The 19,786-nt window shown below is 42.6% G+C and carries 23 protein-coding genes; 15 read left to right on the top strand and 8 right to left on the bottom strand.

All coding sequences use genetic code 11. The annotated features are described in order from the left end of the window. Positions 1–172 precede the first annotated feature (172 nt). A complete protein-coding gene (locus VHE99_00260) occupies positions 173–298 on the top strand; it encodes a hypothetical protein (protein ID HVV67463.1) in 126 nt (41 codons plus the stop codon). 117 nt (positions 299–415) lie between these two features. Next, on the top strand, positions 416–982 hold the full coding sequence (locus VHE99_00255; GenBank protein ID HVV67462.1) for a hypothetical protein: 567 nt from the start codon (positions 416–418) through the stop codon (positions 980–982). 45 nt (positions 983–1,027) lie between these two features. Here the strand turns inward: VHE99_00255 and VHE99_00250 are convergent, their stop codons facing one another. Then, on the bottom strand, positions 1,028–2,170 hold the full coding sequence (locus VHE99_00250; GenBank protein ID HVV67461.1) for a transglycosylase SLT domain-containing protein: 1,143 nt from the start codon (positions 2,168–2,170) through the stop codon (positions 1,028–1,030). 337 nt (positions 2,171–2,507) lie between these two features. On the opposite strand from VHE99_00250, the gene VHE99_00245 reads away from it, so the two are divergent. The 3 genes from VHE99_00245 to VHE99_00235 are packed head-to-tail and all read left to right on the top strand — an operon-like array spanning position 2,508 to position 4,612. After that, positions 2,508–2,927 (top strand): DUF3775 domain-containing protein, encoded by a 420-nt coding sequence (locus tag VHE99_00245; protein ID HVV67460.1) that lies wholly within the window; start codon positions 2,508–2,510, stop codon positions 2,925–2,927. Between the two features lie 21 nt (positions 2,928–2,948). Next, positions 2,949–3,557, top strand: coding sequence for an undecaprenyl-diphosphatase (locus VHE99_00240; GenBank protein ID HVV67459.1), 609 nt, complete (start codon positions 2,949–2,951; stop codon positions 3,555–3,557). A gap of 32 nt (positions 3,558–3,589) precedes the next feature. Next, a complete protein-coding gene (locus VHE99_00235; GenBank protein HVV67458.1) occupies positions 3,590–4,612 on the top strand; it encodes a DUF1835 domain-containing protein in 1,023 nt (340 codons plus the stop codon). Positions 4,613–4,811: 199 nt separating this feature from the next. On the opposite strand, the gene VHE99_00230 is transcribed toward VHE99_00235, so the two are convergent. Next, entirely contained in the window at positions 4,812–6,224 is a 1,413-nt protein-coding gene (locus tag VHE99_00230) for an aminotransferase class I/II-fold pyridoxal phosphate-dependent enzyme (protein HVV67457.1), read from the bottom strand. A 379-nt stretch (positions 6,225–6,603) separates the two neighbouring features. On the opposite strand from VHE99_00230, the gene VHE99_00225 reads away from it, so the two are divergent. Together VHE99_00225 and dps are read left to right on the top strand one after the other, a co-directional pair. Then, positions 6,604–7,998: an MATE family efflux transporter gene (locus tag VHE99_00225; GenBank protein HVV67456.1), complete on the top strand. Its 1,395-nt coding sequence runs from the start codon at positions 6,604–6,606 to the stop codon at positions 7,996–7,998. Positions 7,999–8,092: 94 nt separating this feature from the next. Then, the gene (dps, locus tag VHE99_00220; GenBank protein HVV67455.1) at positions 8,093–8,560 is read left to right on the top strand and encodes a DNA starvation/stationary phase protection protein Dps; all 468 of its coding nucleotides are present in this window, start codon (positions 8,093–8,095) and stop codon (positions 8,558–8,560) included. A gap of 97 nt (positions 8,561–8,657) precedes the next feature. Here the strand turns inward: dps and VHE99_00215 are convergent, their stop codons facing one another. Beyond that, positions 8,658–9,245 carry a glycine zipper 2TM domain-containing protein gene (locus VHE99_00215; GenBank protein ID HVV67454.1) on the bottom strand — a complete coding sequence of 196 codons (588 nt, stop codon included), beginning with the start codon at positions 9,243–9,245 and terminating at the stop codon, positions 8,658–8,660. A gap of 168 nt (positions 9,246–9,413) precedes the next feature. On the opposite strand from VHE99_00215, the gene VHE99_00210 reads away from it, so the two are divergent. The 4 genes from VHE99_00210 to VHE99_00195 all read left to right on the top strand — a co-directional run bounded on the left by VHE99_00210 (position 9,414) and on the right by VHE99_00195 (position 11,979). Continuing rightward, positions 9,414–9,872, top strand: coding sequence for a hypothetical protein (locus VHE99_00210; GenBank protein ID HVV67453.1), 459 nt, complete (start codon positions 9,414–9,416; stop codon positions 9,870–9,872). A gap of 163 nt (positions 9,873–10,035) precedes the next feature. Continuing rightward, positions 10,036–10,701 carry a glutathione S-transferase family protein gene (locus VHE99_00205; protein ID HVV67452.1) on the top strand — a complete coding sequence of 222 codons (666 nt, stop codon included), beginning with the start codon at positions 10,036–10,038 and terminating at the stop codon, positions 10,699–10,701. Between the two features lie 15 nt (positions 10,702–10,716). Then, on the top strand, positions 10,717–11,355 hold the full coding sequence (locus VHE99_00200) for a DedA family protein (protein HVV67451.1): 639 nt from the start codon (positions 10,717–10,719) through the stop codon (positions 11,353–11,355). Positions 11,356–11,358: 3 nt separating this feature from the next. Continuing rightward, positions 11,359–11,979, top strand: coding sequence for a riboflavin synthase subunit alpha (locus VHE99_00195; protein ID HVV67450.1), 621 nt, complete (start codon positions 11,359–11,361; stop codon positions 11,977–11,979). On the opposite strand, the gene VHE99_00190 is transcribed toward VHE99_00195, so the two are convergent. Continuing rightward, positions 11,972–12,925, bottom strand: coding sequence for an aspartate carbamoyltransferase catalytic subunit (locus tag VHE99_00190; GenBank protein ID HVV67449.1), 954 nt, complete (start codon positions 12,923–12,925; stop codon positions 11,972–11,974). The two genes, VHE99_00195 and VHE99_00190, sit on opposite strands and share 8 nt — an antisense overlap. Before the next feature lie 87 nt (positions 12,926–13,012). Between VHE99_00190 and VHE99_00185 the strand changes: the two genes are divergently transcribed. Continuing rightward, positions 13,013–13,870 (top strand): alpha/beta fold hydrolase, encoded by an 858-nt coding sequence (locus VHE99_00185; GenBank protein ID HVV67448.1) that lies wholly within the window; start codon positions 13,013–13,015, stop codon positions 13,868–13,870. Positions 13,871–13,885: 15 nt separating this feature from the next. Here the strand turns inward: VHE99_00185 and ruvX are convergent, their stop codons facing one another. Both ruvX and VHE99_00175 read right to left on the bottom strand, forming a co-directional pair. Beyond that, the gene (gene ruvX, locus VHE99_00180; protein ID HVV67447.1) at positions 13,886–14,329 is read right to left on the bottom strand and encodes a Holliday junction resolvase RuvX; all 444 of its coding nucleotides are present in this window, start codon (positions 14,327–14,329) and stop codon (positions 13,886–13,888) included. Further along, positions 14,322–14,903 (bottom strand): YqgE/AlgH family protein, encoded by a 582-nt coding sequence (locus VHE99_00175; GenBank protein ID HVV67446.1) that lies wholly within the window; start codon positions 14,901–14,903, stop codon positions 14,322–14,324. The genes ruvX and VHE99_00175 overlap by 8 nt, the downstream gene beginning before the upstream one ends. 279 nt (positions 14,904–15,182) lie before the next feature. On the opposite strand from VHE99_00175, the gene pckA reads away from it, so the two are divergent. From pckA to VHE99_00160, 3 genes are read left to right on the top strand one after another with little or no spacing between them, the layout of a single operon-like run. Continuing rightward, positions 15,183–16,739, top strand: a complete 1,557-nt coding sequence (pckA, locus tag VHE99_00170) for a phosphoenolpyruvate carboxykinase (ATP) (GenBank protein ID HVV67445.1) — start codon at positions 15,183–15,185, stop codon at positions 16,737–16,739. A 2-nt stretch (positions 16,740–16,741) separates the two neighbouring features. Beyond that, positions 16,742–17,560 carry a pyrroline-5-carboxylate reductase gene (gene proC, locus VHE99_00165; GenBank protein HVV67444.1) on the top strand — a complete coding sequence of 273 codons (819 nt, stop codon included), beginning with the start codon at positions 16,742–16,744 and terminating at the stop codon, positions 17,558–17,560. A gap of 11 nt (positions 17,561–17,571) precedes the next feature. Next, on the top strand, positions 17,572–18,144 hold the full coding sequence (locus VHE99_00160; protein HVV67443.1) for a YggT family protein: 573 nt from the start codon (positions 17,572–17,574) through the stop codon (positions 18,142–18,144). Between the two features lie 35 nt (positions 18,145–18,179). Here the strand turns inward: VHE99_00160 and elyC are convergent, their stop codons facing one another. Then, the gene (gene elyC, locus VHE99_00155) at positions 18,180–18,974 is read right to left on the bottom strand and encodes an envelope biogenesis factor ElyC (protein ID HVV67442.1); all 795 of its coding nucleotides are present in this window, start codon (positions 18,972–18,974) and stop codon (positions 18,180–18,182) included. Positions 18,975–19,049: 75 nt separating this feature from the next. Then, complete coding sequence (radC, locus tag VHE99_00150) at positions 19,050–19,730, bottom strand: DNA repair protein RadC (GenBank protein HVV67441.1); 681 nt, start codon at positions 19,728–19,730, stop codon at positions 19,050–19,052. Between the last annotated feature and the right edge of the window lie 56 nt (positions 19,731–19,786).

Raw genomic sequence — 19,786 nt, 5'->3', positions numbered from 1 at the left:
TTTTATCTGTTTTACGTTATGAGACTAACTGCAAAAACTAAAAAGGTAAACTAGCAAGTTTCTATGTTGATGTTGACAAAAGTAAACAGAAGACTTAGGATGAAAAAAACTAGTCATCGGAATCTCCCATGGAAGGGGAGGATATACTTGTCCACCTTTCTAGGAGCACTAAATGAACCGAAAAACCCACCCCAGCAAAGAAATTGAAGCAGCTATCCAATACGCAGAAAAAATGGATGGTGCTATAAAGCAACAGGTAATTCAGCTCACGCATGGGGAAGATTACTATGCCCCTTAACTGAAAGGGACGGATGTGGGATGTCAATTTATTCTACACCCAGAAACACTTATGCACATGCAAAACAAATTTTTAGAAAAGTTAATTCCTGTCCACATAAAAAAGGAGGGATTTCCAATGAAAAAAACTTATCAATTCACACTAGTCTTGAAGAATGTTGACGAAAATACAGAAAATCTAGAGGATAGTTTGTTTGAAGCTGGCTGTGACGATGCATTAATTAACTTTAGGAATGGAACAGTATTTCTAGATTTTGATCGAGAATCCAGTTCCCTTGAAGAAGCCGTCATGTCCGCCATCAAAGATGTAGAGTCCGCATCTATTGGAGCTATTGTTGCAACTATTGCGCCCGAAGATTTAGTAACAGAATCAGAGGTTGCAATGCGCCTTGGCATTAAACGCCAAGCTGTTTCCTCATGGATTAAAGGGATTAGAAGAAACAATATACTACCTTTTCCAAAACCTATCATGAAACTTTCAAATAAATCACCATTTTGGAAATGGATTGATATAACCAAATGGCTTCTTTGTAATCACCTTATTAAAGAGAAGGAAATTGTTGAGAATGCTATATTTCTTGAGAATTTAAATGCAGTATTGGAAGAGCGTGATGCAAAGACCAGGAAATTTAGACAACAATTACTAAAGAAATTAGACCATCATTTTAATGAAAGTTCTGCTTGAATCCCCTTCTCTTCAAAGAAGGGGATTACAATGCATCATCTTAAATTAAACATCCACCGCCGGTTCAGCCTTAAGCCCCATGATACTTGGCATATCAGCAAATCCCAGCATTAACCATTTTCCTTGTTTGAGAATGGTTTCCATCAGCACTTTAGCGGGAGAACTCGCCTTTCCAGCCAGTTTATCCAATACCGGCTGATTTAAAGCCACCACTGCTGTAGTATCAGCGGGTGTTGTCGCTGTATTGGCAGCGAAAACCGGCTCATCCGTTTGTGGCGTGTTAGTCTTATCTACCGGCAATAATATTCTATTCGGCGCACCTGAGGTGGTCGCTAATTTATGATAACCTGGGTTCAATTTGCGCATTTGATCTATCGTGATCCCATTAGCTTTTGCTATCACTTTTAAATCCTGATTAGCTGCAACTTGCACTGTCGCCAGCTGCGGGCCAGTTGATATCACTGGCAAATGCACATTGTACTTCGCTGGATTTTTTATAATCGCAGCCAAAGCCATCAATTTGGGTACGTAATCTTTGGTTTCTTTAGGTAAGGGCAAATTCCAATAATCTGGTTTTTGTCCTGGTTGGGTTTTCTTTTTCGCAGCTTTGCGCACATTACCCGGCCCAAAATTATAGGCCGCCAACGCTAAATGCCAATCATTGCTCAGCATATTCTTCAGCTGTTTCAAATATCCCAAGGCCGCATCTGTGGAGGCAACAATATCACGCCGGCCATCATAAGCTTGGTTATTTTTTAAACCTAAATCCGGAGCAGTTTTTGCCATGATTTGCCATACACCACTAGCACCCACTTGGGATTTAGCCATCGGATCGTATTGGCTTTCAACAATAGGCAATAAAGCCAATTCACCTGGCAGCCCAGCTTTATGGGTCTGCTGAAAAACATAGGAAATATAAGGAGCCGCAGCATTTAAGGTACGGTATAAAGCCGCCTGATTCTTCTGCAGAACTGCGATTTGCGCCTGCACTTCAGGACGTTCGAGCGCATGATCCATTGCAAAATCATTACTCATGCTGGCCCACATGGAATTCGAGCTAGCAGCCTGACTTACGACACGGGCTTCTGGGGTTTGAGAGTTCGACGCGCGGGCAATACTGCTACCACTTACTAAACTACTGCACACGACGAGGCTAATTACAAATCTAAAGTTTATGTACGTTTTCATTCCAAGAATTCTACAGATATTGGCCATAAAAATCAAGGAAAATTATATAGTTTTCACTTCTTTTAAGACTATTTTAAGGTTGCGGGCGAAGGCACATGGGGACTGGGTTTGGCGATTTGGTAAAATCAAATTATGCGTTTGTCAAGCGGTATTTTTTAGTTTTTTGTTTGAATGAGGGTCTAGAAAAGGGGAATTATGGAGGATTTTAAGGGCTCTTCAGCTAAGCAAACTTCTTTAACCCCCCTAACTCTTTTCTAAAGGGGAAAAAATTGCTATTAGGCTTTCCCCTAAGCTACAATGATTGTTTGGCATGGAGCATTTCATAGGAGGTCTCAAATTGCTATCCAATCCCTCAGATAAAGAAATCGAACTCAGCATTAACCCGGATATAGTTTGTCAGTTAATCACCAAAGCCCATGAATTCCACGCCCAAGAAGGTGTGGTTATACCTGAGGACAGTTCAGAAGCTGCCATAGAAAATGACCCATTACAGGTTCTGGCTGCTCATGGTAGTGATCTCACTTCGATTGAAATCCTTGACACAATTAATAATCTTGAACCAGATCAACAAGTTAGTTTATTAGCTATTATGTACCTTGGCCGTGGTGATTATAGTTTGGAGGAATGGGATGCCGCACTGAGTGAAGCCAGAAACAATTGGAGTCCCAATTTAGCAAAACATTTACTTTCAAATCCTAATATTGCTGACTTTTTATCAGAAGGTTTAACCTTGCTCGGCTATTCTTGTGAAGAATAAAACTACTGTTATGGAATAGGCATGGAAACTCTACAACATCTAAATTATCAATTATTTAATTTTATCAATGCTGGCAATGGCTTACAGGGTTTTGCGCTGACTTTATCTATTATCGTTGCCAAATATCTGGTTTATTTAATACCATTATGGCTGGTGGTATTGTGGTTTTTTGCTGCACCCAAATACCGTGGCACCCTACTATTTGCCGTTATCGCCGCTGTTCTGTCTTTAATCGTCAACTATTTTATTGGTTTACTTTGGTTCCAACCTCGGCCTTTTATGGTGCCTATAGGCCACACTTACTTAACCCATGCGCCTGATAGCGCTTTCCCCAGTAATCATGTGACCTTCATATGGGCTATTGGCTTCAGTTTATTACTGCAGTCAGGATTACGTGGTCCAGGCAGTATTATGCTACTGATCGCCTTAGCAGTCGGCTGGGCGCGGGTATTTTTAGGCGTACACTTTCCATTAGATGTTCTGGGAGGCCTAGTGGTAGCAACTATAGTTGTTTTAATAATTTCTCCCCTCAAGCCTTTGATTAACCGCACTATTTTACCTGTAGCCGATGCTATTTCCCGAAAAATATTCCCACCGCGAAAAACCATGCATTTTAAAAATTATCGCTAATTGTTTACCCAATCTAAACCAGAGATCCACAAATGACTGCTAGTCAACAACGTTTATTACATATCACCAATGGCGACTTCAGCGCTAATTTATTGAAACAATTACCCTCTGGTGGTGATGTGATTGCCTGGCAGGACATATTGCATGAAGGTCCTGTACCCGGGCATCTCTCTTTAGAAGAATTAAATAGAGTCCGCGCTGAATACTTGAGTAATGCGGGCTATGGCGATTATCAGTCCATTTTGAGTAACTTTTTAAGACGCAATTCGCAACTAGAGAAGTACAACACTTATTCCGAAGTGATACTGTGGTTTGAACACGATTTATATGACCAGTTGCAATTATTGCAACTTTTGGCTTGGTTTTCGGAACATAACCTGACTCAGACGCAGTTAACCCTGGTTTGCATTGGTGAACATCCGCAAATAACACCGTTTTTTGGTTTTGGCCAATTAAACGTCAAGCAAATGGCCGAATTGTTTACAAAACGCCAGCCAATCCCCGAAATCACCCTGATATTAGGTAAAACATTCTGGCAGGCATTTCGCGAATCCAATCCCGCCAACCTTTTTACATTGATGGGCAATGACCTATCAGCATTACCTTTCTTAAGGAATGCTATGCAGCGCTTTTTGGATGAATACCCTTCTTTATACAATGGTTTGAATTGGACTGAACACTATATCCTGCAAGCGTTGGATCAAGGCAAAAGTAACTTGTATGAAATTTTTCAGCAGTTACCAGAGAATGAGGGACAATACTTTATGGGACTCAGCGATAGCTGTTTTTTCAATGTGGTCAAAAGGTTGAGTATTATCACTCACCCTTTGCTGGTAGTTAAAGAATCACCCGCTCAACCAACCAAAATCACGGCAGAATTGACCGAATTAGGGAAGCAGGTTTTGACCGGCCAAGCAGATTGGGTCACAATCAACGGCATCAATCGTTGGCTAGGAGGGGTGCATTTGCAAGCAGATTGCTATTGGCGCTGGGATAAGCCACAAAAACGTTTGGTCATGAAAAGTCTTAAAGCCCCCTGTTTAGAATCGGAATAATCATTCGCCCTTACCATTCACCCCCTTTGAAAAAGGGGGTCGCAGCCGCAAAGGCTGCGGGGGGATTTAGAGAGTTTTGGGTGCCTAACCTAGTTTATATAGTACTCAATTCCTCTCTAAATCCCCCCGCAGGCCTAAGGCCTTGCGACCCCCTTTTTCAAAGGGGGTGAATAGTAAAGGGGGTGAGTGAAATACCCTTTCACCGAATCCCCCTCACCATAGCCAACCTCTTCTCCAACCGATTCATCAATTCTTCCAGCTCATCATCTCCACCGCTACAAGTAATGCGCATAAATCCATCCTGCGGCGACACACCAAAATAAGACAATGGTGTAATCATCAACCCATCTTGAAATAATAAATAATACGCAATATCCTCGTCGGTGGTAATCTTTCCTGTTTTATGCAATGCCCTTTGGGTTTCAGGCGGCAACTCAACCCCAAACAACTCACTTAAGTTTGCCAACACATAAAAAGTTCCATCGACATGATAATCAGGGTCAGGCATGGCCGCACCCATCCTCGCTAAACGTGTCAGCACGTATTTGACTTGCGGATGATAGTAGTTTTTTAGCCTAGCAAGCTCTTGCTCACTTAAATCATTCATTGCTTCTGCAAAAGCAAATTGTAAAGAGCGAGGAGAATGTACCGAGGTCAGTATATTCTCTTCAATCAGCTCAATCATAAAAGCTTCATCAAACACAACCGTCACTGCCATCCTTTCACCTGCGGCAGATAAAGCTTTAGTAGCAGATCGCATCAAAAGGATTCTGTCCTTCAAATCAGGAGCGACGCTCAACAAAGAGGTATGTTTGTGACCGGTAAAGCGTAATTCTGCGTAAGCTTCATCGAGAATGATATAGATATCAGGATATTCCTTGAGCACTTTGGCTATTTTCAAAAGTTCAGTTTCAGTCAGCGCGGTGCCTAATGGGTTATTCGGGTCACACAATAAAAACGCGCTGATCTGTGTTCCTTCCCGCATCGCCTCATACTGTGCTTTTCGCAAACTGACTGAGAGAATATCCGCTGTCAAACGATAACCTTTTTGCGACATAACCGGTATGGGAAAAAGATTATTTTCTCCATGCGCACCTTCATAAGGCGGATAATGTGGAAAAGCTGTGACAATTTTTCCGCGAGGATAGCGTCGGTTAAGTACTTGGAAAATATTATACATTCCGCCAATACCGCCGATGGTAAATAATATATTCTTAGGTTTTATCACCACTTTGTTCATATACCAGCGGGTGAGCGCTGCTGCAAGTTTGGCGCGTGCATCAAGGTCTCCCATCGGGTGACCATAGTCAACGGCAGCTGACATCGTGGCAATTTTGTTACGCACGCTTTTGGAAAGCGTATGGCTACCATCCAGCACCATCTTGGCTTCCCTAGCCTTATAGGCGAGCTTACCCCAGTAAGACAGTGCAGATTGGGCTACAGCCTCATTAATCGGGAAGGTAGGCTTGCCAAGCCCAGCCAGAATAATGCCAGGCCGAGTTTCATCTCCCACTCCCCTCTCCATTTCTTCTAGCAGTTGTTCTGCCCACATGTGCAATAATATAACGCGTGAAATCCCTTTGGCGGGTTTCCAAGAAGGAGTTAATAACATCCAAAACCTCATTGTTAATCGGTTACTATTTTAATGAAGCAACTTTGCTTACTGCCAATCAGCTTAGCGCCAATTAACCGCATTGACATTATAGGCTCAAGCAGTTAGCATTCACCATCACTATTCATTTCTTGAGGTATCAGCCAATGCGAGTCACTAAATTTCCACTGGTTAACTAACTTAGTTTAGTTTATTTGGAAGTTTATGCTTGGCGTTTACCTATCAATTCATAGTCTATTATTTCTTACCAAGTTGATAACCCTGAATTCCATTTCAGGTTCGCTGTATATTACTTCCAAATTTTTTTTAAACCCGCATTTGATTATCAAAGCTTAAAGCCATCTTTTTTTGGCTTTATATTCCTTTTTGAGAAACGATCATGACCGATGTAATAAATAACCCTGTTCTTGACAGGCCTGCTAAAAAATTATTTCGCCTTGCTCTGCCTATGGCTATTACTCAATTAATTACTATGGGTAGCAGTTTTTTATGTATGAGCATGCTTGCTCATCTAGGTCGCGAAGTTCTGGCGGCTAGCGCTTTGATCTTCTCTATCAGTATTTCCGTCTTGGCAACGGTGATTTCTTTACTTTTTGCCTTGAGTATTTTGATAGGACATGCCTACGGGGAAAAACAATATCAAACTGTAGGCAGTTTATTGCAGCAAGGTTGGTTCATCGCTTTTTTAATTAGCTTGCCTTCCGTATTACTGTGTTGGCATATATACCCATTGCTGATATTTTTTGGACAAGACCCGCATTTATCGCGTATCGTTGAACAATTTTTTCAAGCCAGCATTCTGCGAGTACCTCTCATCCTGTTTTGTATCGCCAACCAACAATTATGCTATGGGGTAAACAAGCAAAAAGTGGATATGTATGCCAATATCGCCGGGGTGATTGTGCTAGTCATCAGCGCTTATATCCTAATCTATGGTAAATTAGGTTTACCTGCGTTGGGAGTGATCGGTTTTGGTTACGCGGTGGTATTGCAGGCATTTTTCTATGTGCTTATTAGTACGGCTTGTCTTTATTTTGGGGCATATTTCAAAAAATTTGAATTATTTCGCTTAAGGTTGCATACCAACTGGCACGCTTTAAAACAACTCATTAAAATCGGTTGGCCTATCAGTCTGCAGATTAGTGCGGAAGTGATATCTTTTTCAGTATTTGCCGCTTTTGTCGGCTGGATAGGTACAGAATCCCTCGCTGCATATCAAATTATCATGCAGTATCAATTTTTAATTGTGGTGCCCATTTTCTCTGTTTCACAAGCCTGCGGCATTTTAATCGGCCAAGCATACGGCGCCAAACAGTTTAGCGAAATTACCGTGCTGGGCAAAGCCGGTTTAATTTTTGCTTGCGGTATGAGTTTCATTGTCGCATTTTTCTTTTTAGGCTTACCTAAATGCTTGTCATCCAGTTATATAGATGTACATGCAGCCGGTAATGCAGCCATAGTGAAAATCGCTATATCGCTGTTTGCAGTGCTTGCCCTATCACAACTTTTAGATGGGATTAGAAATATTCTAACCGGATGTTTACGAGGATTGCTGGATACAGGTTTTCCGATGTATATCGGCTTAGCCTCTATGTGGTTAATTGCTTTACCTCTGAGCTACTTTTTTGCCTTCATTTTACACTGGCAAGCACTAGGAGTGATGATAGGATGGACAGTGGGAGTTGGTGCGGGGGCATTGGTGTTATATTGGCGCTGGACTAAAAAAGTCTTAGATTTGAAGCCAACTGAAACTTTATTGGAGACCAATACATGAGGCGTATAAAATTTTTTTGACTACCAATTAATTCTCATGAAAACGATATTATGCTAATATTTTAGCTCAAATTCTATTCTTTGGAGATCTCGTCATGCCAGCTAATAAGAAATCAACAAACACTGCTACAAAGGAACTCATTGATTTACTCAACCAAAGTCTTGCCAATACCCTGGATCTTAAACTTCAGGTCAAGCAAGCACACTGGAATGTGAGAGGGGAAAATTTTATTGCACTACATCAGCTATTTGATGAAGTAGCTGGTGCAGTGGAAGAATATGCTGATATGTTGGCTGAACGCGTATTGCAGTTAGGCGGCATTGCCAAGGGAACTATACAAGTAGTAGCAGAAAATTCTTCCCTAAAACCTTACTCGACAGAAATCTATAAAAGTGCCGAGCATGTGACCGCCCTGACCAGCAGCTTGCGGGCTGTAGCTGATAGTAACCGTGCATTAATTGATGCGTCTGATTCACTCGGAGATAAAGTGACCGCCGATCTTTGTACAGAAATAACCCGCGGTTTGGATAAATGGCGCTGGTTTGTTGAGTCGAATCTCTAACAGTCATGACATTTTCCCTTCTCCCCTTGTGGGAGAAGGAAAAAAGCTAAGGCTGTTAGAGGGCTGATATTAGTAACCTTATTTATTCAACAAAACCTCACCCATTAGCACTAATAGGCAAAGGCATAGTACTTGACACCGGAGGCGTGCTCATGACTACCATGCTTTGCACGCCATTATACTGATAGGTGACCTCATACCCTTGTTGTACTTTTTTACTGGCAGTATGCGTTGTGCATTGAGTTGAATTTTGCACGACCGGCTCAGGTTTATTCATATTTTGCTGTACCGCGTTTCCGCTCAAAGCACCCACAGCAGCGCCAATTCCTATCGCCACGTTTCTAGCGTTACCATGAATTGCTGAACCTGCAAGCCCCCCTGCTACACCCCCAATCACCGCGCCCGCACCAGGGATACCTTGTTTAGAATCTTGATAAACGACATTTTGCGTAGGATAGCAATTACGCACTGGATAACTTTTAGTGACATAATGCGGATTAACGGCAACCACCTGCGCAACCGGGGGAGATGGTGGGGTTGGCGCAACAGCGACTGGCGCTGAAGGCGGAGGTGTTTCGTGCTGTTTATACAATGCTTGTACAGAGATTGTGGCAAACGCGCTAATTAATGCAATGCCTAACGCGCCCCCTATAATTGCTAAGGTTTTTTTGGTTTGTGTGCTCATATCGTTTTCATAAATGGATTGAAAGTTAAGCTAAAGAGTTCCTGATTATCTTCCGTATCGCAATCCCTACATCTTTTTACTGTATTGACTTTAGCCAATTTTTTTAGCTATTATCCGATTTTAGCTCGGAACCTCTGTATTTTATCACATTTTAACTTGAAGGTGGTTATGAAAAAATATTATTTAGTGTTTATAGCTTTATTATGTACTGTACTGGTTGCCTGTAGCCCGAATTTATCTTCCAACACCCTCTCTGCCAACGAAGTAGGCACTGCAAGCAAAGCCGTACCCGGAACCATTATCGGCAAACGCGTGATCAACATCGACAATACGAGTGGTATAGGCGGATTAGCTGGCGCTGGCGCTGGTGCCGCTGCAGGTTCCACCATCGGTGGAGGCACGGCCGCTAATATCCTTGGCGGAATTGGTGGCGCATTAGTTGGCGGCGCAATAGGTTACGGTATTGACAAATCCATCCATTCACAAACTGGATTTGAATATATCATTCGCTTAAACAATAATAAAATCGTCTCAGTCACCCAGGCCAGGGATACTAATTTTGGCGTTGGGCAACGCGTACTGGTGATTTTTGGACCGCGAGCACGTTTAATTCCTACTAATGGGTAAATCGTTAGTTTTTAATTTTACCTTTATTTTCCCCCTTATCACCTTTCCCTATTTTAGCAGGGAAAGGTGATATTATCTGCTCTACCTAAGCTACATTCCCACTAAGGCAAACCAGCTTTTTTTAAGTTATACTAATCCACATTTTTTTCTTGAGAAACAGCTTATGCCAACTCCAATAGAACTGATTACTTCCAAAACTTGCCCCTTCGCACAACGCACCGCTATTATGCTATTTGAAAAAGGAATAAGCTTTACCACCACCTACGTCAATCTGCTTGAAAAACCAGAATGGTTCCTACAAATCTCCCCCTTGGGTAAAATCCCCTTATTACGTATAAATGACCAAGTATTATTTGAATCTGCAATTATTAATGAATATCTGGATGAAACCCATGCGCCCCAAATGCACCCAGAAGACCCGCTGCTACGTGCGCGCCATCGCGCCTGGATTGAATTTAGTTCAGAGCTGATTATGAACTCAGGACGCATGATATACGCAGTAGATGAGCCCACTTTTAAAACCGAACGGCAAATTTTATTGGATAAACTTAGTCGTCTAGAAGGAGAACTCACTAAAACCCCCTATTTCAATGGCGAGACTTTGTCTTTGGTAGATGTTGCTATCGCACCCTTGTTTATCCGTCTTAGAGAGTTTCTCACCTATGATCCACAACCCTTATTTAACCACATGCCAAAAATCCGAGCATGGTCTGAAAATTTATTGAATAGACACAGCATTCAAGCTTGTTTACCCCCAGATTATTCAGAGTTGTTTTTATATGTATTGAAAATAAAAGGAAAATATTTTTTTAAGAAATCGCAACCCTAAAGCAGAAATCATCCTATGGAAGAGTTTTTACCCCAAGCGCTAACTGTCTGGATTACTCAATACGGTAGTTTTGCATTATTTGTATTGCTAGCAGTTGGAATATTCGCCCTGCCCATTCCTGACGAAACCCTCATGGTGTTCGCCGGCTTTTTGGTCGCGCATGGAAAATTGGAGCCTATTCCAACACTGATTGCTGCCTGTGCCGGAGCTTGTTCTGGGATCACTGTCAGTTATGTTTTGGGGCGCACAGCCGGCACTTATCTTCTTAAAAAATATGGGCACTGGATACGCATCACAGAAGCGAAAATGCAACGCGTACATGATTGGTTTGAACGTATTGGGCGCTTTGCGTTGTTGATTGGATATTTTATCCCCGGTGTACGCCATTTAACCGGCTATGCAGCCGGCATCAGTGAACTGGAATATAGCAAGTTTGCTCTTTTTTCCTATAGCGGCGCCTGCATCTGGGTAGTCTGCTTTCTGTCTTTGGGTTATTTTTTAGGCAATCGTTGGGTGACTATCATCGATCACCTAGATCAAAGATGGTATCAACTCATTTTGATTGCCCTGGGGATTGTCTTGCTGCTGGGAATCTACTTCTGGTTACGCATGAAAAAACGTAAACATGATAAGTTAAATGCTAAGATAGAGTGATAAATGTTTACTGGTATTACACAAGGCTTATTTACTGTCACCCAGGTTGAAGTAAAACCCGGGATGATTACTTACAGCGTGCAATTAAATAAGGCCTTACTTTCTGGTTTAGAGATTGGCGCTAGCGTCTCCGTCGACGGTGTCTGCCAGACTGTAATTGCTATTAAGGGACAAGAAGTTACCTTCAACGCAATTGCAGAAACTTGTCGTAAGACCACTTTGGCTGATATCCGCCAAGGTCAAAAAGTCAGCATTGAACGCAGTGCTACTTTTGGCAGTGAAATAGGCGGCCATATGATGGCTGGACATGTATATGGGACAGCAGAAATCCTGCGCCGAGAAATAAATGAAAATAATCTGCAGCTTATTTTACACTGCCCCAAATTGATGATGACGTATTTTTTTAAAAAAGGTTTTGTGGGAATCAATGGTTCCAGTTTGACAGTGAATGATGTTGACTTAATGCACGACACCATCACTGTTGATCTTATTCCGCATACCTTGCAACTGACAGATTTTGCAAATAAGCGCATTGGCGATAAGGTGAATATTGAACTCGATGCGACAACTGTGACTATTGTAGAAACAATTAAGCGGTTGAATTTGGCTGCTCATCCTAAGTAAGTAACCTGACCATAAGCCCCATACGTACCGCAATACCAAAAGTCACTTGTCGCAGAATGACCGATTGTTCTCCATCCGCCACAGCAGATTCAATTTCCACGCCCCTATTCATAGGTCCCGGATGCATGACAATTGCATCTGGTTTTGAGAATTTCAGCTTGTCAGTGGTCAGCCCATACTGTGCGAAATAATCTGTAGCCAAAGGCAATGCTGCGGCTTGCATACGTTCTTTTTGAATACGCAACATAATGATTACATCGGCATCTTTAATGCCTTTTTGCAAATCCTGGTGCAAAGATACATGAGATCCGAGCGGGGTGGTAGGCAGTAATTCTACAGGTCCAACCAGACGAATATCCGTCACGCCTAAAGTAGTCAAAGCCTGTAAATCCGAATGCGCAACCCGGGAATGCTTTATATCCCCCACTATCGCTACACTTAAACGAGTAAAATCATTTTTGTAGCGCCAAATAGTGAACATATCCAACAAAGCTTGCGTAGGATGTTCGTTACAACCGTCCCCCGCATTAATCACCCAGGCTTTTTGCCCTAAATGCGCTGCCACTTTAGCTGGAGCCAGTTCTTCTGGGTGACGAATGACAAATAAGTCTGCGCCCATAGCGGCTAAGTTATCTACGGTATCAAATAGTGTTTCACCTTTACGCACCGAAGATATCCCCGCATTAAAATTCAGCACCACTGCCCCTAAACGTTTCGCTGCCAATTCAAAAGAGCTGCGTGTGCGCGTGCTGTTTTCAAACAATAGATTAATCACGGTTTTATTGGCTAATAGCGGCGCTGGAGCAATAAGTTCATCTGTTGAATTGACCCAGGTTTTGGCCTGCTCTAATAATTGATAAATTTGCGAACGGTTAAAATCATTGATGGAAAGGATATGCTGTGGTTCTATCTGAGAAGGGCTGGAAATGACGTAACTTGCGTTCACTGTGCTGACTCACTGGCAAGGGTGGAATACAGTTTAGCCTCAATATACCTTATGTGATTAAATAGTACCACCTATGGGAGAAAAAATATGAAAGCAGCCTTACGTGGCACAGAAATCTATTTTGATATCGCCGGCATGCAACTAGCACCTGTAGGTGCCAAATTCATTGAACGACCCGTTGTATTTGTATTACATGGCGGACCTGGCGGAGACCATACCCGATTTAAACAACACTCGCTGGAATTGCAGAAAGTGGCGCAATTAGTATTCATCGATCATCGCGGTTGCGGTCGTAGCAAAAAAACCCGCGCAGCTGATTACACGCTTGAAAACAATATTGAAGATATAGAAGCCTTGCGCAAACACTTGGGATTGCAACAGATTTGTATTTTAGGCACATCTTACGGCGGGATGGTGGCCCAAGGCTATGCGATACGCTATCCCAAAAGAGTCAGTAAACTGATTTTAGTGTGCACGGCTCCCAGTTATCGCTTTATAGAAGAAGCAAAAAAAACCTTGCAGCAACGGGGTAATGCTGCACAAATCACTATCACTGAACATCTTTGGAATGGCACGTTTAAAGATGCTGCACATATTAAGAAATTTTTTACTCTGATGGATCCGCTGTACTCCAATTTAGCAAAACAATCAAAAAAATCAGAATTTGGTAAACCAAGCACCCTATGGTCTCCTGCCCCATTAAACCAGGGATTTGCCGGGTTTTTACGCCACTTTGATTTTATTCCTAAACTACGGAAGATTTCTTGCCCTACCTTGATATTAGGTGGTGAGGATGATTGGATCATTAGTCCAAACCAGGTGAAAACCCTGGCTAAACATATTCCCCATGCCACATTAAAAATATTTAAAAACTGCAGCCATGCGGTGGCTACTGATGCGCATGAGGCTTATATTAAAATAGTGACTCGATTTTTGAGAGGTTGAAGTCTCCCCCCTTTTTCAAAGGGGGTGAATACTTGCAGAAAGAACCCTATTTAACCCATCCTCAGTGATAATTTTGGCAGACATGCCATCAATATGCCTCTTACTCAATGCACGTGACCCACCCCGCTCAAATAGATCGCGCCTTGCTTCCAGGGTGGTAAAGCGTTCATCCACTAAATGTACTGGAAAGGGATAGCGCATTTCCAATTCTTGAGCAAAACGCCTAGCATAGCGGGTAATATGATGCTCTGAACCATCTAAGGCATAAGGCAAACCCACAATGAAGGCATCAGGTTTCCAATAAGCCACCAGCTCAGTTACTTTTTCCCACTTGGGTGTACCCTGATGGGCATGAAGACTAGCCAAAGGATTAGCAGTTGCAGTAACGGTCTGGCCTACCGCCACCCCTATGTGTTTTAAGCCAAAATCAAAACCGATAACCGTTTGGTGTTTAAGCATGGCCTACATCTGTTGATAGTCGATTTAAATCAATGCCAGCACGCGCAGCAGCTGTGTGCCATTTGGTCACTGAGCCGTCACCTTCACCATCTTGGTCGCCAAATAAAGTCGTCTCGCTAAATGGCGCAATTAACCAGTCATTATTGACCAATTCTCGGTCTAACTGACCTGCGCCCCAACCGGCACATCCCAGCGCCACCAAGGCATCACCCAACCCTTCGCCATTGGCCAAAGCGATCAAATCCTGCTTGGCCGATGAAACGATCACTTCCGTCAGAGGGTAAGGTTCATCAGCTACAACTTTTTGCTGTCTACGAATAATAAAACCCTGATCTGAGGCCACTGGACCACCTCGCAACACAGGATACTCATTGATACCAGGATCAGCAGGGGAAATATCCAACTGTTGCAGCAACTCACCTAATCGAATATCCATAGGCTTATTGATAATAATTCCCGTTGCGCCTTTTTCATTGTACTCCCAAAGATAGACTACAGACTGAGAAAACACGGGATCATTGAGCTGCGGCATTGCTATTAACAATACATGTTGTAAAGATTGGTAATTTGGCATAATTTTTGATTTTTCTGCTGTCCTTTCAAGTAAAGAGGGGGGTAAAATATTTATTTACACTTTTATAACACAAACTTTCATTTTACCTTAGCTTGTAAATACTGTCACTCAGTTCACAGCTCTAAAACCTTTCCCCTTTCTCTTTGTGGGAAAAGGATCAGGCTATAGGCAAAACACAACTTATCCTCTAAACTACCGAATAATTAGCGTGTCTTTTTCTTTGAAAAAGGGGGAAAATAGTGACACTACTGGCTAATATTCACCACAAAGGATTGCAACATGACGGAACTCACTTTTGCTCACCAACACGTACAAATCATCCCTGATAAACTCATCGAGTTTGCATTAAAGCGCAAAGAAGGCGTGTTATGCGCCAACCAAGCCTTGGCTGTCAATACCGGCAAGCGCACGGGTCGCTCTCCCAAAGACCGTTTTATCGTGCGTGATGCGCTGACAGAACATACCGTCAACTGGGATTTCATTAATCAACCTTTTCCTTTAGAAAAATTTAACCAGCTTTGGCGCAGAACTGCTGATTATTTGTCTGGTAAGGAGTTATTTGTTTCCCGATTAAAAGTCGGTGCCGATCCTAAATATGAACTGCCAATTATCCTGATTTCCGAAACCGCCTGGCAATGTTTGTTTGCAACTCAGTTATTTATCCGCGATAAAGGCGTAGATACAACGAGGCCCAATACCTGGACAATTATGAGTGCTCCCGGATTTTCTACTAACCCAGAACGTGATGGCGTAAATAGTGACGGCGCAGTCATCATGGATTTTACCCAGCAACGCATCCTCGTATGCGGCATGCAATATGCCGGAGAGATAAAAAAAGCCATGTTCACGGTTTTAAATTTTATTCTGCCAGATAAAGATACGCTGCCCATGCATTGTTCCGCTAATGTAGGAAAAGATGGAGATTCAGCGCTGTTTTTTGGATTGTCCGGCACTGGAAAAACTACGTTATCTGCTGATCCTGAACGTTATTTAATTGGTGATGATGAACATGGTTGGAGTTCTGACGGTATTTTTAATTTTGAAGGCGGCTGCTATGCTAAATGCATCAATTTATCACAACAACGCGAGCCGCTGATCTGGGATGCCATCCGCTTTGGCGCCATCATGGAGAATGTCATAATCGATCCCGTCACCCTTGAACCGCATTACGAAGATGATAGTCTCACCGAAAATACCCGCGTGGCTTATCCACGCGAGCACATTAACAATCGCGTCGAAGAAAACCGCGCCAATCACCCCAAATCCGTTATCTTTCTCAGCTGTGATCTTTATGGCGTATTACCACCGGTATCTATCCTAAATCTGGAGCAAGCCGCTTATTATTTCTTAAGTGGATACACAGCCTTAGTTGGCAGTACGGAAGTTGGCTCAAGTGCGGGAATAAAACCTACTTTCAGCACTTGTTTCGGTGCGCCATTTTTTCCGCGCCCACCTATTGTCTATGCACAATTACTGCAGAAACGCTTGCAGGAAACTCGCGCTCCCATTTATCTGATTAATACCGGATGGACGGGAGGCGCTTATGGGCAAGGCGGCCAACGCTTCGATATTCCGGTGACACGAGCAGTCGTTACTGCGGCTCTCGGCGGTCATCTGATTAACGCACCGCTAGAAAAAATTCCTGGATTTGGATTTTCTATTCCTAAAGAAGTCCCAGGCGTAGCAAGCAAGCTTCTCAATCCAAAAAACACTTGGCGTAATGCAAGTGACTACGAACATCAAGCTAAAGCCTTGATGTCTCAGTTTATTGATAATTTTAGAAAATTTCAGGATGTGCCTGCTGCTATTCAAGCAGCAGGTCCAATAATAGGTTAAGCATGCAAAAAGCGATTATTGCAGTCATTGGCGCAGGCAACATGGGCAGTGCTATCATTGGCGGCCTAATTGCTGCCGGCCATGAGCCTTTGAGCATCCGAGCCAGCGGTCGCAGACTATCTTCATTAGACAAATTAAAAGCACTGGGTATTCACATTACCATTGATAATATCGAGGCCGCAATGGACTGTGATGTGCTTATCCTCGCCACCAAACCCCAACAAATCAGCACCGTTCTCACAGAATTAGCCCCATTGATTGAAAAGCAAAAACCGCTTTTGATTTCAGTCGCCGCAGGCAGCGAAGAGGCGCGTTTGCGAAAGCAATTACCAGGTAATCCCAGCATTGTCATCGCCATGCCCAATACACCTGCACTGATTCGTAGTGGCGTGACGACTCTTTATGCTAATGCGTTTGTAACCAAGGCACAAAAACAGCTGGTAGAGGAAATTTTTAACGCAGTAGGGCATACTATCTGGCTAGACAATGAGCAACACCTGCATACCATCACTGCTTTATCTGGCACGGGACCTGCTTATTTTTTCTTACTAATGGAAGCACTACAACAAGCCGCCATACAATTGGGCTTACCTGACAACATTGCAAAAACACTGACTATCCATACAGCGCTCGGCAGTGCGCGCATGGCAGAGGAGAGTCAGCAGGATCTGGACATGCTGCGCAAGCAAGTGACTTCTCCAGGCGGAGGTACAGAACGTGCACTCAGTGTATTGCTAGAATCAAATAAATTTCATACACTGGTTTTTCAGGCAGTACAAGCAGCGCAACAACGTTATCAAGAGATGGCGACGAAAGAATAAAGAGGCTCAATATGTTTATTAACATCGGTTTGTTTTTACTTCAGACGCTCTTTGATTTATATATTTATATTGTTATTTTGCGTTTTTTATTGCAGACCATGCATGTAGGTTATTTCAATCCGTTGTCACAGTTTGCTATTCGGTTTACCCAGCCCATCATTAAACCATTGCAAAAAATCTTCCCAGAAATAAAACATATTGATCTAGCGATTGTATTCTTAATTATCGTTTTAGAATTAATCAAAGTCTCTCTATTGTTAGTGTTGCAACTACAAGCCTTTCCCAATATTGCCGGATTATTATTATTTGCACTCGCTAATCTGATTAATAAATTTATTATGTTTTATTTTTATGCCATTATCATTCGCGTGATTTTAAGTTGGATCACCCCGGTGCATCACAATCCCGTGTTTTTTGCACTGACGCAGCTGACCGAACCCGTGTTACATCCTATCCGCCGCGTCTTACCTATGCTAGGGGGTTTTGATCTATCACCGTTGGCGGCTTTAATTGGATTGCAATTATTATCATTGATTATTGTCACACCATTACTACATGCAGCGGCTTCGCTTATCATCAGTTAACGCTGTTTTAGAAGTTTTGAAGAAAATCGATCACATTAATTTCCAGAATGATGTGTTGAAAAAGCCGCCTTCAATTTTTCCCATCCTAATCCCATATATTCATGAATAACTATATCCATATTGACTGTGTTCTTAGGACTGATGACTTCATTGAGTCGTAAACCATTCCAAATCGGTAGTGCCTGATAACCAGTAGGAGCGGCAATAGGATGCATGTGTAAATTTTCAAAAACTGCCATTGCCCTTGGCATATGAAAAGCTGAGGTCACTAGGATAAAAGGTTTATTTCCAAGAAGTTGTTGCAAATTAACAGCTTCTTCGTGGGTATCTTTAGCTGTCGTTTCCAATACCATATCCTGCAATGGAACTCCCAAAGACAAAGCCGCCTTTTGCATGGTCAACGCTTCGGAGTCATTCAAACCTGAAACGGCTCCCCCTGACAATAATAATCGCGTACCCGGCATGGATTTATAAAGACGAATGCCTTCGATTAGCCGTGATAACGAATGGTCTGTTAACTGATGACTAGCTGTTAAATCGTGATTGAATATTTGGCCGCCGCCGAGGACTACCACATAGGTGGCCTGCGGAAATAACGAGGCGGCAAAGGGCGGGTAACGATTTTCTAAATTTTTAAGTAAGTAATTAGGGATAAAAGGCAAGACGCTGACCAATAACATAAACAACGTGAGCGTGATAAAAATTTTTCCCCATACTTGTTGACGTGTAAACCACAATAAAATCAAACCCAGGATAAGACACAACAGAATCCACGGTATTGGTAATAAGATAGCTGAAATGAATTTTTTAACAATAAAATTGCTTTCCATAAGATCAACTCCAACAAACAGACTTAAAGAAGTAGCTGCTCACCCCTTTGAAAAGAGGAAAAATAGATATTAACCCTAATTACGCATTAATCCTAATTCTGCAAACGACGCCACTTGTTCATCACCAACGACCATATGATCCAACACCCGCACATCGACTAATTGCAAAGCTTTGCTTAATTCACTGGTCACTTTTTTATCTGCTGCACTGGGTACTGCTACTCCAGAAGGATGATTATGCGCCAATATGACTGCTGCGGCATTATAATGCAAAGCACGCTTCACGACTTCGCGCGGATAAACATTTGCGCAATCAATCGTCCCCCAGAACAGCTCTTCAAAACCTAACATATGATGGCAGGTATTCAAAAATATACAGGCAAACACTTCGCGTTTATGATGACGTAAGCGTGATATCAGATAGTGTTTAGTGAGTAAGGTACTGGAGAGTGTGTCAGTATTTTGTAATCTTTCTTGCAAGTGCCTGCGGTTTAACTCTAATATGGCTTGCAGTTGCGCGTATTTCGCTGCGCCTAAACCACGGGTTTCACAAAACCGACTTTGTGTCGCTTCTAACAAATGGCGCAAGCCATTAAACTCTTTGAGCAGTTCACGCGCTAGATCAACTGCGGTTTTACCACCAACGCCGGTTCGCAAAAAAATAGCCAGTAACTCTGCATCTGAGAGCGCATTGGCGCCTAAGGTCAGAAGTTTTTCACGGGGTCGTTCAGTAATTGGCCAATCAGTTATTGCCATTTTGATATCCAGGATGAGGCATGGTGACAATTGCTTAGTAAAGGCTAAAAGTTTAC

It is taken from the genome of Gammaproteobacteria bacterium, from assembly GCA_035546635.1.
In the GTDB taxonomy this organism is placed as follows: Bacteria; Pseudomonadota; Gammaproteobacteria; order JAURND01; family JAURND01; genus DASZWJ01.
Note: the sequence above shows the minus strand (reverse complement) of the source record. Positions and strands in the feature narration are given on the sequence as shown.

What these genes read in the sequence shown, in the direction of transcription:
- radC (HVV67441.1), bottom strand. Translation starts at nt 19,730, where the DNA reads ATGGCAATAACTGATTGGCCAATTACTGAACGACCCCGTGAAAAACTT.
- elyC (HVV67442.1), bottom strand. Translation starts at nt 18,974, where the DNA reads ATGGAAAGCAATTTTATTGTTAAAAAATTCATTTCAGCTATCTTATTA.
- VHE99_00210 (HVV67453.1), top strand. Translation starts at nt 9,414, where the DNA reads ATGAAAAAATATTATTTAGTGTTTATAGCTTTATTATGTACTGTACTG.
- dps (HVV67455.1), top strand. Translation starts at nt 8,093, where the DNA reads ATGCCAGCTAATAAGAAATCAACAAACACTGCTACAAAGGAACTCATT.
- VHE99_00175 (HVV67446.1), bottom strand. Translation starts at nt 14,903, where the DNA reads ATGCCAAATTACCAATCTTTACAACATGTATTGTTAATAGCAATGCCG.
- VHE99_00240 (HVV67459.1), top strand. Translation starts at nt 2,949, where the DNA reads ATGGAAACTCTACAACATCTAAATTATCAATTATTTAATTTTATCAAT.
- ruvX (HVV67447.1), bottom strand. Translation starts at nt 14,329, where the DNA reads ATGCTTAAACACCAAACGGTTATCGGTTTTGATTTTGGCTTAAAACAC.
- VHE99_00235 (HVV67458.1), top strand. Translation starts at nt 3,590, where the DNA reads ATGACTGCTAGTCAACAACGTTTATTACATATCACCAATGGCGACTTC.
- VHE99_00230 (HVV67457.1), bottom strand. Translation starts at nt 6,224, where the DNA reads ATGTTATTAACTCCTTCTTGGAAACCCGCCAAAGGGATTTCACGCGTT.
- VHE99_00250 (HVV67461.1), bottom strand. Translation starts at nt 2,170, where the DNA reads ATGAAAACGTACATAAACTTTAGATTTGTAATTAGCCTCGTCGTGTGC.
- VHE99_00195 (HVV67450.1), top strand. Translation starts at nt 11,359, where the DNA reads ATGTTTACTGGTATTACACAAGGCTTATTTACTGTCACCCAGGTTGAA.
- VHE99_00260 (HVV67463.1), top strand. Translation starts at nt 173, where the DNA reads ATGAACCGAAAAACCCACCCCAGCAAAGAAATTGAAGCAGCTATCCAA.
- VHE99_00185 (HVV67448.1), top strand. Translation starts at nt 13,013, where the DNA reads ATGAAAGCAGCCTTACGTGGCACAGAAATCTATTTTGATATCGCCGGC.
- VHE99_00215 (HVV67454.1), bottom strand. Translation starts at nt 9,245, where the DNA reads ATGAGCACACAAACCAAAAAAACCTTAGCAATTATAGGGGGCGCGTTA.
- VHE99_00225 (HVV67456.1), top strand. Translation starts at nt 6,604, where the DNA reads ATGACCGATGTAATAAATAACCCTGTTCTTGACAGGCCTGCTAAAAAA.
- proC (HVV67444.1), top strand. Translation starts at nt 16,742, where the DNA reads ATGCAAAAAGCGATTATTGCAGTCATTGGCGCAGGCAACATGGGCAGT.
- VHE99_00205 (HVV67452.1), top strand. Translation starts at nt 10,036, where the DNA reads ATGCCAACTCCAATAGAACTGATTACTTCCAAAACTTGCCCCTTCGCA.
- VHE99_00255 (HVV67462.1), top strand. Translation starts at nt 416, where the DNA reads ATGAAAAAAACTTATCAATTCACACTAGTCTTGAAGAATGTTGACGAA.
- VHE99_00160 (HVV67443.1), top strand. Translation starts at nt 17,572, where the DNA reads ATGTTTATTAACATCGGTTTGTTTTTACTTCAGACGCTCTTTGATTTA.
- VHE99_00200 (HVV67451.1), top strand. Translation starts at nt 10,717, where the DNA reads ATGGAAGAGTTTTTACCCCAAGCGCTAACTGTCTGGATTACTCAATAC.
- pckA (HVV67445.1), top strand. Translation starts at nt 15,183, where the DNA reads ATGACGGAACTCACTTTTGCTCACCAACACGTACAAATCATCCCTGAT.